This is a genomic window from Sphingomonas sp. Leaf67, from assembly GCF_001421965.1.
In the GTDB taxonomy this organism is placed as follows: domain Bacteria; phylum Pseudomonadota; class Alphaproteobacteria; order Sphingomonadales; family Sphingomonadaceae; genus Sphingomonas.
In genome coordinates this window covers 836,034-850,214 of record NZ_LMLP01000001.1, presented here as the reverse complement: position 1 = coordinate 850,214, position 14,181 = coordinate 836,034, and the positions used below count along the sequence as shown (strand labels likewise).

Sequence of the window (14,181 nt, the reverse complement as noted above, 5' to 3'; positions counted from 1 at the left end):
TTGGGAAAGGGTATAGACGGAGGATTCTTGCTGCGTTCGCCTGTGGTGTAACGAATTATTGCTGAGCATCGAACGGGGCGGGCAGGATGATCGCGGCACACAGCCCGCCACGTGCGCGGTTGCGAAGTTCCAGCCGCCCGCCTTCGCCTTCCACGGCGCGCTGTACGATCGACAGGCCGAGACCGAAGCCGACCGTGTCGCGTTTGCGCGCGGCGTCGAGCCGGACGAAGGGTTCGAGCACGTCTTTCAACGATTCGTCGGGAATGCCCGGGCCGTCATCCTCGACCCGGACCACGGTTGCGCCATTCTCCACCGCCAGCGCGACGGTGACGCTGCCGCCATAATGGATCGCGTTCTCGACGAGATTGACGACCGCGCGGCGGAAGCTGGAGCGCCGCACGGCACGTTCGAAATGATCGGGGCCGGTATAGTTCGCGTCATGGCCATGGTCGGCGGCGTCGTCGACGATGCTGGCGCACAGTACCGCGAGGTCGACCAGCACCGGGCGTTCGGGCTCGCTCTCCCCGCCGAGGAACGCTAGCAGCGAGGTGACCATCGCCTCCATTTCCGCCAGATCGGTCTGCACCGTTTCGCGGACGTCGCGGTCGGGAATGGCATCGGTGCGCAGCCGCAACCGGGCGAGCGGGGTGCGCAGATCATGGCCGACCGCCGCCAGCGCGCGGGTGCGTTCGTCGATCAGGCGGTGGATGCGCGCCTGCAACCCGTTGAACGCGACGACGAGGCGGCGCACCTCGCTCGGCCCCGCTTCCTCGACGATCGGCAGCGACGATCCGCTGCCGGGTCCGAACCGGTCGACGGCGTCGGCCAGTTGCCGCATCGGGCGCAGCGTCCGCCGGATCAACAGCCCGCCGACCACCATCAACGCGATCGCCGGGATCAGCGCCAGCAGGATGCGGCCGATGGCGAGGTCGAAGGCGCGCAGCGGTTCGAGCGTGCGAAAATACAGCCAGCTTTTGTCGTCGAGCCGCAGCGCGCCACTGACCACCGATCGGCGGCCCTGTCCGATCAGCGTCAGGTGCAGGCCGGTGGGGGCCAGCGTCGGTTCCCATGCCAGTACCTGCTGTTCCATCTCGCGCAGTTCGGTGCCGCTGGCGGGCAGTTCGGGCGCGGTCGCGCGCCACTGGACGGCATAGCGTTCGGTGGTCAGTTCGGCCGCCATGCCGGCGCGTTCGCCGACCGTGCGTTCCTCGACGATCCGCCGCGCGATCACCAGATGTTCGGCCAGCCGGCGGGCTTCGTCGTCGCGCACCGAAAACTGGCTGGCGCGTTCGTACAACAGGACCGAGACGCCGAATTCGATGACGATCGTCAACAGCAGGATCGCGACGATCCGCCCGATCAGGCCGACCGGGAGCGTCGGTATCCGCCGCACCTCCACCGCGTCAGCGCCGCTCTACGGGTACGTTCAGCATATAGCCGACGCCGCGCACGGTGACGATCGGCGGGGTGCCGCCCGCGGTCGACAGCTTGCGGCGCAGGCGGCTAATAAGCACGTCGATGCTGCGGTCCGACGAATCGCCCAGCCGGGTGCGCGACAATTCGATCAGCCGTTCGCGCGCGATCACCCGCTGCGCATGGTCGAGCAGCACGACCAGCAGGTCGAATTCGGCCCCGGTCAGGTCGACGGCGGCACCGGTCGGCGAGGTCAGTTCGCGGCGCGGCAGGTTGGCGGTCCAGCCTTCGAAGTTGTAGATACCTTCCTCGCGCTGCGCCGCCTGCGCGTTCAATTCGCCCCGGCGCAGCACGGCGCGGACACGGGCGATCAGTTCGCGGGTACCGAAGGGTTTGGGCAGATAATCGTCGGCACCGAGTTCGAGGCCGATGACGCGGTCGACCTCGCTGCCCTTGGCCGACACGAAGATGATCGGCACGGCGCTGTTCTGCCGGATCTGGCGGCACAGGTCGATGCCGCTGGTGCCCGGCAACATGATGTCGAGCAGGATCAGGTCGACCGGCCCCTGTTCCAGCGCCAGCCACATTTCGGGTGCCGCCGAACAGGTACGAACGAGATAGCCATTTTCCTGCAACGCGCGTGCGGTCAGCGTGCGGAGCGCGGGATCGTCCTCGACGACGATGATCGACGGTGCGGTCATGGGGGCAGGCTCTCCATCGCGTTCTTCGGGGTCGATCGACCCAGTTCGTCCTTCCCGCGCAGGCGGGAATCCATAAACGCGACGGTTTCGGCTCGATCCGCGGTCGTGGCGTTTATGGATCCCCGCCGGCGCGGGGATGACGAGAGTTGGCCGGCAGGGTTCGTCCAATTTCGCCGAAATGTCCACCGGACCCAGTATCGGTCAATTCACCTCGCGCCCGATCGGATACAGCAGGTAGCGCGCATCATAATAGGGTGTGCGGGCATAGAACCATTGCAGCCGCGCGGTGGCATCCCTGGCAAAGGCGGGGTCGGCGGCGAGTTTGGCGTCGAATTCGGCCTTCAATTTCGGATCGGTCGCCAGCATCCGGTCGGCGAGCGGAGCGATCGCATAGCCCTCGATATATTCGGTGCGGGCGAGCATCGCCGGGGCCATGTTCCACGCCAGCACCCCGTCCTCGCTTTCGGGTTCGAGCAGGAAGGCGGCGAGCAGCCCCAGCGGCTGGTCGGCGGGGACGCGGACCGATCCGGGTGGCATGGTTTCGCGGCAGCGTTCGTGGACGATCGTCGCGTCCAGCGGGACATGGCCTTCGCTGGCGGCTTGCAGCTTCGGTTCGGTCGCGCGCGCCATGTCGAGGTCGAGCGTTCGCGTCGCGTCAACGGTCTCGTAGCGGATGCCGTGCAGCTTCAGCAGGTCGATGACGTGGGGCAGGGTGGCGGGCACCCACCATGCTGTCGGCAGGGTCACCACCTTGTCGGGCAGGCTGCCGAACACCGGCATTCTGAAGGTCAAGGGCTTGGGCAGCCAGCGCAGTTCGTCGCGGCCCGACGCGGGCGACAGGTAATTGTCGTGCGCTAGCCCGAGGAAGTCGACGCTGTAGAGCGGGGTCGGGTTCGCCCGCCACGTCATCGTCGCGGTCGCCGGGCGGTCGGCGCGGTCGGTATCGATCGCGGTGCGCAGGGCCGATGCCTGTCCGGCGGCGATGCGCAACGCTTCCTCGACGAAGACATAGGTGCCGAGCACGCGCTGGCGGTAGGGTTTGAGCGAGTGCGTCTCGACCAGCACGGTCGGGATGTGGGCGATGTCGCCATAGCCGGTCGAGAAACGCGGCGTGTCGACGTCCTGGCTCATGCCCTTTTCCGGCTCGCGATTGTCGAGCGTGCTGACATAATAGCCGGGCGTATGGCCGCCGCGTTTGAGCGCGGCATCCATTGCCGGGCGCAACCGCGTGTCGAGGAACCGGCCGATCGCCGCCGACCGCGCATAGTAACCGCGCCAGCCGGAAAAGGCATAGGTCACGTCATAACGATGGTCGATGCCGTCGGTGACGTGCAGGTCGAGATACAGAACCGGGTCGAGCCGCCGGATCAGGCCGATCATCGCCTGCGTCTCCGGCGCATCGGCCTTCAGATAGTCGCGGTTGAGGTTCAGGTTCTGCGCGGTGGTGCGCCAGCCCATGTCCCGGGGGCCGCGCTGGTTCGGGCGGTTATAGGGACCGGAGCGTTCGTGGCCGTCGACATTGTAGATCGGAACAAACACCAGATCGACCTTGTCGAGCAGGCTGTCCTTGCCGCGCAGCGCGATGTCGCGCAGCAGCATCAGCCCGGCGTCCTTGCCCTCGATCTCGCCGGCATGGATGCCTGCCTGCACCAGCACGACCGGCTTGCCCGCCGCGCCCTTGTGCGCGCGGACGGCATAGAGGTCGCGGCCCTGCGGGCTTTTGCCGAAGGTTTCGATGGTCAGCAGCGGCGAGGCGGCGACCAGCCTGTCGAGCCAGATGCGGGTTTCGGCGTAGCTGGGCGTGGTGGCGAAGGCGCTGGCTTCTGCCGGGGTGATCCAAGGGTCGGTCGGTTTGGCGACCAGCTTCTCGCTGGCCCCGTGCCATGGGCGGACGGGCGGCAGGGGCGCTTCGAGCGGGGTTTGGGCGGTGGCGGTGGTGGCGAGGAGGGCGGCGGCGAGGAACAGGGTGCGCATCGCGCGATCCTAGCCGATGGGTGCGGGGATGCCAGTCCTTCTCCTCTCCCTCATAAGGAAGGGCGTAATCGGCGTCCATTCCTCAACCGGAACGATCCGTTCCGTTACAAGTTGTTGCCGTGCACTATCCCGATCTGGAGCCACGGCGATCGCCACGGCCTATAAATTCAAGCCGCACGAACGGCCGTTCCTGCCCGGTTCGCCCGCCACGCCCGAGCACCCGTTCGCGCGTCGGATCGGCTATTTCGCGATCGGCATGCTGTTGGGGATTACCGGCGGGTTCAACAACGGACTGCTGATCGCCAACCTGCCGCAGATTCAGGGATCGCTGGGGCTGACCCCGGTCGAGGGCGGGTGGCTGACCGCGATCTATTCGATGACCAGCGTGTGCATGTCGATGCTGCTCATCAAGTTCCGCCAGCAATTCGGGCTGCAGCGCTTTACCCGCATCTTCCTGATCGCGTTCCTGATCCTGAACGTGTTGCAGGTGTTCGTGCACAGCTATGGCGTGCAGTTGATCGTGCGGGGTGCGGCGGGGGTCGCGGGCAGCGCGCTGACGACGCTGTGCTTCCTGTATATCATGCAGGCGCTGCCCGCCGCCGCGCGGCTGTCGGGGATGATCATCGGGTTCGGCGCGTCGCAGGTGGCGTTGCCGCTGGCGCGCACCCTGTCGCCGCTGTTGCTGGCCGATGGGCGGATCGAAGCGCTGTTCCTGTTCGAACTCGGGCTGACGCTGATGTGCCTCGCTTCGGTCGCGCTGCTGCGGTTGCCGCCGTCGGACCGGACGCCGGCGTTCGAGCGGATCGATTTCCTGACCTTCGCGCTGTTCGCGCCGGGGATCGCGCTGTTGTGCGCGGTGCTGGTGCAGGGGCGCATCCAGTGGTGGTCGACGCCGTGGCTGGGATACGCCACCGCCGCCGCGATCCCGCTGATCGGCGGTGCGCTGCTGATCGAGCATAACCGCGCCAATCCGCTGCTCAACACCCGCTGGATGCTGGGGCGCAACATCGTCCGCTTCGCGATCGTCGCTGCGTCGCTGCGCATCCTGCTGTCCGAACAGACGTTCGGCACGGTCGGCTTGCTGACCGTGGTCGGCATGGGCAACGACCAGATGGTGACGCTCAGCCTCGTCATGACGCTGGCGTCGATCGCCGGGCTGGTCGTTTGTCTGAAGACGCTGAACATGCAGGATCTGTACAAGCCGGTGGTGATCGCGATCGCGCTGATCGGCATCGGCGCATGGATGGATTCGGATTCGACCAACCTGACCCGGCCGTCGAGCCTGTATGTCAGTCAGGCGATCATCGCCTTTGCCGCGCTCTATTTCCTTGGGCCGATGGTGATGATCGGCATCTTCCGCGCATTGGCGCGGGGGCCGAGCCATATCATCAGCTTCTCGGCGATCTTCAGCATTTCGCAGACGATGGGCGGCCTGGCCGGTACCGCGCTTCTCGGGTCGTTCCAGATCGTGCGCGAGAAATATCATGCGTTCGAACTGACCCAGAGCCTGACCGTCACCGACCCGCTGGTCGTGCAGCGTATCCAGCAACTGGGCGGTGCCTATACCCGCGTCCTCGGCGATCCGACGCTGCGACAGGCGTCGGGCGCGGGGCTGCTGGGGCAACAGGTGACGCGCGAGGCCAATATTCTTGCCTATAACGACGTGTTCCTTGCCGTCGCCATCCTGTCGGCGGCGATGGTGGTGTGGCTGGGGGCGCTGTGGCTGCGCTTCCGGTGGAAGGGCGTGAACCCGCTCGCCGCCGATCTCGCCGCCGTTCAACGCATGCGACAGCAGCAGATGTCATGACCGATACGAAACTCACCGAAGACGAAAAACAGCGACTGGTCGACCCGGTCGAGGTGCCGGGCGAACCGGCGCGGGCGCGGGGATGGGCACCACCGCGCGGGTCGTTGAAATCGACGATCGGGTTCGTCGCACTGTTGCTGGGCGGCGTTGCGCTGGCGCTGTACGCGTGGGGGCTGTGGCCGTTCGGCAGCGCCATTCAGGCGACCGACAACGCCTATGTGCGCGGGCAAACGACGATCATCGCGCCGCAGGTGAACGGGTATGTCACGCAGGTGCTGGTCCGCGATTTTCAGGATGTGAAGGCGGGACAGGTGCTCGCCCGGATCGACGACCGCATCTATCGTCAGCGCGTCGATCAGGCACAGGCCGGGCTGGCGGCACAGCAGGCCAACCTCGCCAATTCGCAGCAGAGCGAACGGTCGAGCGAGGCCAGTCTGGGCGGACAGGCAGCGGCGGTCGTCAATGCGCAGGCACAGCTGGCCCGGGCGCAGGCCGATATGGCGCGGGTCAACGATCTGGTGGCGCAAGGGTCGGTGTCGCTGCGCGAACGCGACCAGACGCTGGCGGCACTGCGCGCGGCACAGGCGGGCGTGTTGCAGGCGCAGGCGCAACGCAGCGTGGCACAGGAACAGGTTCGGACGGTGACGGTCGGGCGCGGCGGGCTGAACGCGGCGGTCGAGAATGCCCGCGCGGCGGTGCGGCTGGCCGAGATCGATCTGGCGAACACGGTCATCCGCGCGCCGCAGGACGGGCGGCTGGGCGAGGTCGGCGTGCGGCTGGGGCAATATGTCACGGCGGGGACGCAGATGATGTTCCTCGTGCCGCCGACCGTCTGGGTCACCGCGAATTTCAAGGAAGCGCAGACGGCGCGAATGGCACCGGGCCAGCCGGCCCGCGTCCGGGTCGACGCGCTCGACCGCGCCGAATTGCGGGGGCGGGTCGAACGCATCGCGCCTGCTGCCGCCAATGAGTTCGCAGTGATCCGGGCGGACAATGCCACCGGCAATTTCGTGAAGGTCGCACAGCGCATATCGGTGCGCATCGCGATCGATCCGCGCGATCCGCTGTTCGGGCGCTTGCGGCCGGGCATGTCGGTCGAGGCGCGGGTCGATACCGGCAGCGGCGTATCGCCGGCGGCACGATGAAGCGGCGGATCGCATGGGCGACGCTGGCGCTGCTGGCCGCGTGCGCCCCGGCCGAACGGCCCCGGCCGCAGGCTGCAGAAATCGCGCCGCCGGGGGGGTGGCGGACGCCGCTGCCGGGCAGCGCGCCGATCACCGCGACCTGGTGGCAGGCGTTCGGCGACCCCGAACTGACCCGGTTGGTGGAGGCGGCGCTGGCCAACAATCCCGACATCGCCATCGCCGCCGCGCGGGTCGCGGAAGCGCGCGGGCAGGAGCGGGTGGCGCGGGCGGCGCGCTTCCCGACGCTCGATGCCGGGGTCGGCCTGATCGAACAGCGTGCGCTCAACGCGTTCGGGACGGCATCGACCGGCACGTCGCTGCAACCGGTGTTCCAGTCGGCGTATGAGATCGACCTGTTCGGACGGGTCGGGCAGACGATCGCGGCGGCGCGATTGACCGGCGATGCCGCTGCGGCGGCCGCCGACAGCGCCCGGCTGGCGGTCGCCGCCGCCACCGCCAGCGGCTATGTGACGTTGCACAGCCTCGACGCCCGGATCGCCACGGTACGGGCGACGATCGCGTCGCGCGGCGAGGCGCTGCGGATTGCCCGGTCGCGCGCGGAGGCGGGCTATACGTCGCAACTCGAACTGCGACAGGCCGAGGCGGAATATGCCGGGGTGACGCAGACGCTGCCGCAACTCGAACTGCTGGCACGGCGGCAGGAAAATGCGCTGGCGTTGCTGACCGGAACGCCGCCGCGCGCGATCGATCGGGGGCGCTCGCTCGACGCGCTGGTCGCGCCGCCGATCCCGGCGGGGCTGCCCTCCGATCTGCTCCGCCGTCGGCCCGACATCGCACAGGCCGAAGCGACGCTGGCGGCGAGCGATGCGTCGCTGTCGGCTGCGCGGGCGCAGTTCCTGCCGTCCCTGCGACTGAACGGATCGACCGGCGAGGTGCTGTCGAGTGCCTTGCCAAATCCGGTCGGCATCTGGTCGATCGGGGCGAGCGTGCTGGCACCGTTGTTCCGGGGCGGGCAGTTGCGCGGCAATTACGACGCGGCGACGGCGCGGCGCGATCAGGCGGCGTTCGCCTATCAGCGCAGCGTCCTGACCGCGTTCCGCGAGGTCGAGGATGCGCTGGCGGCGGTCGATCGGCTGGCGGTGCAGCGACGCGCGTTGGAGACGCAGCGGACCGCGACCGCCGAAGCGCTGCGCCATGCGACCAATCGCTATCGTGCGGGATATAGCCCGTATCTGGAACAGCTGGATGCGCAGCGCGCCTTGTTCAGCGCCGAACTGTCGCTGGAACAGGTGCGCGCCGATCAGCTGACCGCGCTGGTCGCGCTGTATCAGGCGATGGGCGGCGGCTGGGGGGCGGGGACATGATCCGCGTGGCGACGGCGGCCGATATCCCGGCGCTGCACGATCTGGTCGAATCGGCGTTTCGCGGGGATGCGGCACGGGCCGGATGGACGCACGAGGCCGATCTGCTCGACGGACAACGCACCGATCGGGCCGCGCTGGCGGACGTGATCGCCGATCCCGACCGGACGATCCTGATGACCGGCGACGCAACGGGCTGCGTACAGGTGTCGCGCATCGCGCCGGGGCTGTCGGCGCTGGGCCTGCTGGCGGTACGTCCGGACGTGCAGGCCGTCGGACTCGGGCGACGGCTGGTCGCGGCGGCGGAAGACTATGCGGCGCGCGCGCATGGTGCCGGGCGGATCGAGATGACGGTCATCGCCGCGCGCGGCGAGCTGATCGCATGGTATGAGCGGCAGGGCTATGTCAGGACCGGTGAGAGCCGGCCGTTCCCGATGGACGACGTGCGGTTCGGCCTGCCGCGCCAGTCGCTGTCGTTCATCGTCCTGGAGCGCGGATTGTCGCGATGAGGCCTGAAACGACAAGCCCCGCCCGGGGGACCGGACGGGGCCTGCGACGGCAGCGCAAGGGAGTGCGCCGAACCGGTTTAGTCCACTGCAACAAATCCGCAATGGTTCTTTTGGAGACTCGGGTACGTCCTACTGTCCAACAATTGGTCAACCCAGCGCTCGACCAGTGTCGTCAGGCGACGATATGCCGTGGCGTCATCGAAATCGGGGTCCGCGATACGGCGATGCATTATCCCCGCACCGACGGTCATGATCATCTCGGCGAGTTCGGCGCGCGACTCGGCCTGCTCCGGCCGGGGGGCCAGTCCGGTCAGCGACCGCAACAGCGCCTGCTTCACCCTGCGGTTGATATCGTGCGCGATCGTTTTGATGCGGTCGTTGCGGGCGGCCTCCGCGATGATTTCGGGCATGAGTTGTCCCGACTCGATATCCCTGCCGCACTGCAAAAACATGTGGAGCCATTGACGGATCGCAGCGACGTCGCCGCTTTCGACCGCCTGCTCGATTTCCGCCTCGTGCAGAAAGGTCGCGAGGTCGCCCTCGACGATCGCGGCAACGATCGCTTCCTTGTCGGCAAAATCCCGATAGATCTGCCCGACCTTGATCCCGGAAACCGCCGCGATCTGCGCGACTCCGGTGCCGTGAAAGCCATGTTCGGCGAACAGCGTCCGCGCCACTGTCACCAGTTTTTCGCGTCGGGCCGTGGCTTTGCTCGCCCGACATGCGACCCCGCACTGCAACAAATTCACGTCAGATTCACCTGTAAGCCCTTGCCAGTTTCCGCCGGGCGGCGTACGCGCAGCCAATGTGTGAGTGATCGATCACTCACGTTTAGCACATCCGTCGAGGACGTTCATGAAAAATCGCATGGCCCCACTGGCACTGGCGCTCATTCTTTCTGCCTGTGGCGGGGGGGGCGGCGAGTCGCAACCGCAAAAGGGCGCACCACAAGGCCCGCCACAGGTCGGCTTCGTGACCGTTCAGGCACAGCCGGTGACGCTGACCACCCAGCTGCCCGGTCGCACGGCGGCGTATGAGACGTCGGAGGTCCGGCCACAGGTCAACGGCCTGATTCTCGCCCGCCTGTTCCAGGAGGGCGACACCGTCCGACAGGGTCAGCCGCTCTATCGCATCGACCCGGCGCCCTATCAGGCAGCGGTGGCGAGCGCACGGGCCGCATTGTCGCGGGCGCAGGCATCGATCGCCTCCACCCGCAATCTGGCCCGGCGCTATGGCGAACTGGTCAAGATCAACGCGATCAGCCGGCAGGAATATGAGAATGCGGTGACCGGCGCGCAGCAGGCGCAGGCGGACATCGCCGCGCAGCAGGCCGCGTTGCGCCAGGCGCAGATCGACCTGTCGCGCACCACGATCACCGCGCCGATTTCGGGCCGGATCGGCCGGTCGGTGTCCACCACCGGCGCGCTGGTGTCGGCGGCGCAGACCGAGGCGCTGACCACGATCCAGCGGCTCGACCCGATTTATGTCGATATCCAGCAGTCGAGCGCCGACCTGTTGAAGCTGCGCCAGCAGATCATGGACGGCGACCTGTCGCGCGGGAGCGGGGCAGCGCGGGTCCGGCTGAAGCTGGAGGATGGCAGCACCTATCCGATTGAGGGGACGCTGAAGTTCACCGACGTGACCGTCGACCCGGCCACGGGGACGCAGGCGATCCGGGCGGTCTTCGCCAATCCGCGCGGTCTGCTGCTGCCGGGCATGTATGTCCGCGCCGAACTGGCGCAGGGGACCAAGGCGAACGGGATACTGGTGCCGCAGCGGGCGGTTACCCGCGATCCCAAGGGCAGCGCGACGGTGCTGGTCATCGGCGCCGACGGCAAGCTCGCCCCGCGTCCGCTGACCACCGACCGTACCATCGGCGATGCATGGCTGGTGACCGGCGGATTGCAGCCCGGCGACAAGGTGGTCGTCGAAGGCGCGCAGATGTTGCAGCCCGGCACCCCGGTCAAGGGCTATCCATGGACTCCGCAGACCGCCGGCGCGGCACCGCAGGGCGCTGCCCCCGGTGCTGCGGGCGGTCCGCAGGCACAGGCGAAGTAACCGCTGATGTCCCGTTATTTCATCGACCGACCCATCTTCGCATGGGTTATCGCCGTCGTCATGATGCTGGCCGGCGCGATCGCGATCCGCAGTCTGCCGATCGCGCAGTTCCCCGAAATCGCGCCGCCCGCGGTCGCGATCACCGCCACCTATCCGGGTGCCGATGCGGAAACACTCGAACGGACGACGACCCAGATCATCGAGCAGCAGCTCAAGGGCATCGACAATCTGCGCTATTTCTCGTCCTCGTCCTCCTCGGCGGGGACGGTGTCGATCACGCTGACCTTCGAACAGGGCACCGATCCCGACATCGCGCAGGTGCAGGTCCAGAACAAGCTGCAGGCGGCGACCCCGCTTCTGCCGCAGGAGGTCCAGCGGCAGGGGATTCAGGTCACCAAGTCCGCCGCCAGCTTCCTGGTGGTCGTCGGCCTCGTGTCGACCGACGGATCGCACAGCAACAACGACCTGTCCGACATGGTCGTCTCGCAGTTTCAGGACCCGATCAGCCGCGTATCCGGCGTCGGCGAGTTGCAGGTGTTCGGCGCGCAATATGCGATGCGCATCTGGGTCGATCCGCTGAAGCTGAACAGCTATCAGTTGACGATCGGCGATGTCACGGCGGCGGTGCAGGCACAGAACGCGCAGGTTTCCGCCGGGCAGATCGGCGCGTTGCCGGCGCCCAAGGAGCAGATGCTGAACGCCACGGTCAGCGTCCAGTCGCGCCTGCAAACCCCCGAACAATTCGCCAATATCCGTCTGAAGACCAATGCCACCGGCGCGGTCGTCCGGCTGGGCGACGTCGCGCGGGTCGAGATCGGGGCCGAGAATTACGGCTTCGACGTGCAGTATAACGGCAAGCCGGCATCGGGCTTCGGCGTCCGGCTGGCGGCGGGTGCCAACGCACTCGACACGGTCGAGCTGGTCAAGGCGCGCGCGCAGGAAATCGGCCGGACGCTGCCGAGCGACGTCAAGGTCATCTATCCATATGATACGACGCCGTTCGTCCGCCTGTCGGTCGAACAGGTCATCCACACGCTGATCGAGGCGGTGGTGCTCGTCTTCCTCGTGATGTTCCTGTTCCTGCAGAACTGGCGGGCGACGATCATCCCGACCATCGCGGTGCCGGTGGTGCTGCTCGGCACCTTCGGGGTGATGGCGGTCGCGGGCTTCACCATCAACACGCTGACGCTGTTCGGCATGGTGCTGGCGATCGGCCTGCTGGTCGATGACGCGATCGTCGTCGTGGAGAACGTGGAACGCCTGATCCAGACCGAGGGGCTGTCCCCGCGGGAAGCCGCGCGCAAGTCGATGGACGAGATCACCGGTGCGCTGGTCGGTATCGGCCTGGTCCTGTCGGCGGTGTTCCTGCCGATGGCGTTCTTCGGCGGGTCGACCGGCGTCATTTATCGCCAGTTCTCGATCACGATCGTATCGGCGATGGTGCTGTCGGTGGTGGTCGCGCTGATCCTGACACCCGCCTTGTGCGCGACGATCCTGAAGCCGCATGATCCGCACCAGCACGAACAGGGCAATGGCCTGCTGGCGCGTTTCTTCCGCTGGTTCAACGACCGGTTCGAACGCGGGCAGAACAAATATGAAGGCGGCGTCCGGCGCACCACGCGCAACTGGAAACGCTCGATGCTGGTCTATCTGCTGATTGTCGGCGGCATGGTGTTCGTGTTCACGCGCCTGCCCTCGGGCTTCCTGCCCGACGAGGATCAGGGCACGGTGCTGGCGCTGGTGCAGGGTCCGGCGGGTTCGACCAGCGGTCGTACCGAAAAGGGCCTGAATCTCGTGCGCGATCATTTCCTGAAGCAGGAAAGCGCCAACGTCGCAGGTGTCTTCACGATCAATGGCTTCAGCTTCGCGGGGCAGGGACAGAATGCCGGTCTGGTATTCGTCAACCTGAAGCCGTGGGACGAGCGCAGCGGGGCTGAGAACAAGGCGCAGTCGATCGTCGGTCGCGCCATGGGCACCTTTGCCGGGTATAAGGACGGGCTGATCTTCGCACTGGTTCCGCCGGCGGTACAGGAACTGGGCAACGCCACCGGGTTCGACGTGCAGCTGGTCGATACCGGCGGCATCGGCCACGACCGGCTGCTGCAGGCGCGCAACATGATGCTCGGCATGGCCGCGCAGGATGGCCGCTTGGCACAGGTGCGTCCGCTCAGCCTCGACGATGCGCCGCAGCTGAAGGTCAATATCGACGAGGACAAGGCGCGCGCGCTGGGTCTCGACCTTGCCGACGTCAACTCGACGATCGCGACCGCATGGGGCGGCGGCTATATCAACGACTTCATCGACCGTGGTCGCGTGAAGCGCGTCTATATCCAGGCCGATACGCCCTATCGCTTAAGTCCGGAGGATATCGGCGACCTGTACGTGCGCAATGCGACCGGACAGATGGTGCCGTTCACCGCCTTCTCGACGCTCGAATGGGCCAATGCGCCGGTACAGCTGACCCGCTATAACGGGCAGTCGGCGATGCAGCTGCAGGGTTCGCCGGGGCCTGGCCTGAGCACCGGTGCGGCGATGGAGGCGATGGAGGAAATCCATGCCAAGCTGCCGCCGGGCACCGCGCTCGAATGGACCGGCCTGTCGTTCGAGGAACGGCTGTCCGGGGGACAGGCGCCGGCGCTGTACGGGTTGTCGCTGCTCATCGTGTTCCTGTGCCTTGCCGCGTTGTACGAAAGCTGGTCGGTGCCGATCTCGGTCCTGCTGGTGGTGCCGCTGGGCATTCTCGGTGCGCTGCTGGCGGCGTGGCTGACGGGGCTGAATAACGACATCTACCTGCAGGTGGGTCTCATCACCACGATCGGCGTGTCGGCGAAGAACGCGATCCTGATCGTCGAATTCGCCGAAGAGCGGATGGCCGACGGCATGAACCCGATCGACGCGGCGGCGGAGGCGGCACGGCTGCGCCTGCGGCCGATCCTGATGACCTCGCTCGCCTTCGTCTTCGGCGTGCTGCCGCTGGCGCTGTCGACCGGTGCTGGTGCCGGCGGACAGAATGCGATCGGCCGCGCGGTGGTCGGCGGCATGTTGTCGGCGACGATCCTCGCCATCTTCTTCGTGCCGATGTTCTTCGTCGTCGTCCTGCGCCTGTTCGGCCATGGCGGTGACAAGGGCACCCCGTCCGCCAACCGGGACGTCGAACCCGATGGCGGCAACCGGTCCTCCGATGGCGGCGAACCTGCGCCGCAGGGGGCATGA

10 protein-coding genes are annotated in these 14,181 nt (G+C 67.2%); 6 read left to right on the top strand and 4 right to left on the bottom strand.

Annotated features, from left to right (window positions below; genetic code table 11):
- Positions 1-55: 55 nt before the first annotated feature.
- The 3 genes from ASE90_RS04145 to ASE90_RS04135 all read right to left on the bottom strand — a co-directional run bounded on the left by ASE90_RS04145 (position 56) and on the right by ASE90_RS04135 (position 4,088).
- Positions 56-1,393 (bottom strand): ATP-binding protein, encoded by a 1,338-nt coding sequence (locus tag ASE90_RS04145; protein WP_055997269.1) that lies wholly within the window; start codon positions 1,391-1,393, stop codon positions 56-58.
- Between the two features lie 10 nt (positions 1,394-1,403).
- Complete coding sequence (locus tag ASE90_RS04140) at positions 1,404-2,114, bottom strand: response regulator (RefSeq protein WP_055996272.1); 711 nt, start codon at positions 2,112-2,114, stop codon at positions 1,404-1,406.
- 201 nt (positions 2,115-2,315) lie between these two features.
- Positions 2,316-4,088, bottom strand: coding sequence for a M14 family metallopeptidase (locus ASE90_RS04135; protein ID WP_055996269.1), 1,773 nt, complete (start codon positions 4,086-4,088; stop codon positions 2,316-2,318).
- Positions 4,089-4,344: 256 nt separating this feature from the next.
- On the opposite strand from ASE90_RS04135, the gene ASE90_RS04130 reads away from it, so the two are divergent.
- From ASE90_RS04130 to ASE90_RS04115, 4 genes are read left to right on the top strand one after another with little or no spacing between them, the layout of a single operon-like run.
- The gene (locus tag ASE90_RS04130; protein WP_235531641.1) at positions 4,345-5,895 is read left to right on the top strand and encodes an MFS transporter; all 1,551 of its coding nucleotides are present in this window, start codon (positions 4,345-4,347) and stop codon (positions 5,893-5,895) included.
- A complete protein-coding gene (locus ASE90_RS04125; protein ID WP_055996267.1) occupies positions 5,892-7,040 on the top strand; it encodes an HlyD family secretion protein in 1,149 nt (382 codons plus the stop codon). The genes ASE90_RS04130 and ASE90_RS04125 overlap by 4 nt, the downstream gene beginning before the upstream one ends.
- Positions 7,037-8,404, top strand: coding sequence for an efflux transporter outer membrane subunit (locus ASE90_RS04120; RefSeq protein WP_055996265.1), 1,368 nt, complete (start codon positions 7,037-7,039; stop codon positions 8,402-8,404). The genes ASE90_RS04125 and ASE90_RS04120 overlap by 4 nt, the downstream gene beginning before the upstream one ends.
- On the top strand, positions 8,401-8,910 hold the full coding sequence (locus tag ASE90_RS04115; RefSeq protein WP_055996262.1) for a GNAT family N-acetyltransferase: 510 nt from the start codon (positions 8,401-8,403) through the stop codon (positions 8,908-8,910). Before ASE90_RS04120 ends, ASE90_RS04115 begins: the two co-directional genes overlap by 4 nt.
- 77 nt (positions 8,911-8,987) lie before the next feature.
- Here ASE90_RS04115 and ASE90_RS04110 read toward each other — a convergent pair whose 3' ends face one another.
- Positions 8,988-9,659: a TetR/AcrR family transcriptional regulator gene (locus ASE90_RS04110; RefSeq protein WP_162235042.1), complete on the bottom strand. Its 672-nt coding sequence runs from the start codon at positions 9,657-9,659 to the stop codon at positions 8,988-8,990.
- Between the two features lie 106 nt (positions 9,660-9,765).
- Between ASE90_RS04110 and ASE90_RS04105 the strand changes: the two genes are divergently transcribed.
- A complete protein-coding gene (locus ASE90_RS04105; RefSeq protein WP_082449382.1) occupies positions 9,766-10,968 on the top strand; it encodes an efflux RND transporter periplasmic adaptor subunit in 1,203 nt (400 codons plus the stop codon).
- A gap of 6 nt (positions 10,969-10,974) precedes the next feature.
- Positions 10,975-14,181, top strand: a complete 3,207-nt coding sequence (locus ASE90_RS04100; RefSeq protein ID WP_055996257.1) for an efflux RND transporter permease subunit — start codon at positions 10,975-10,977, stop codon at positions 14,179-14,181.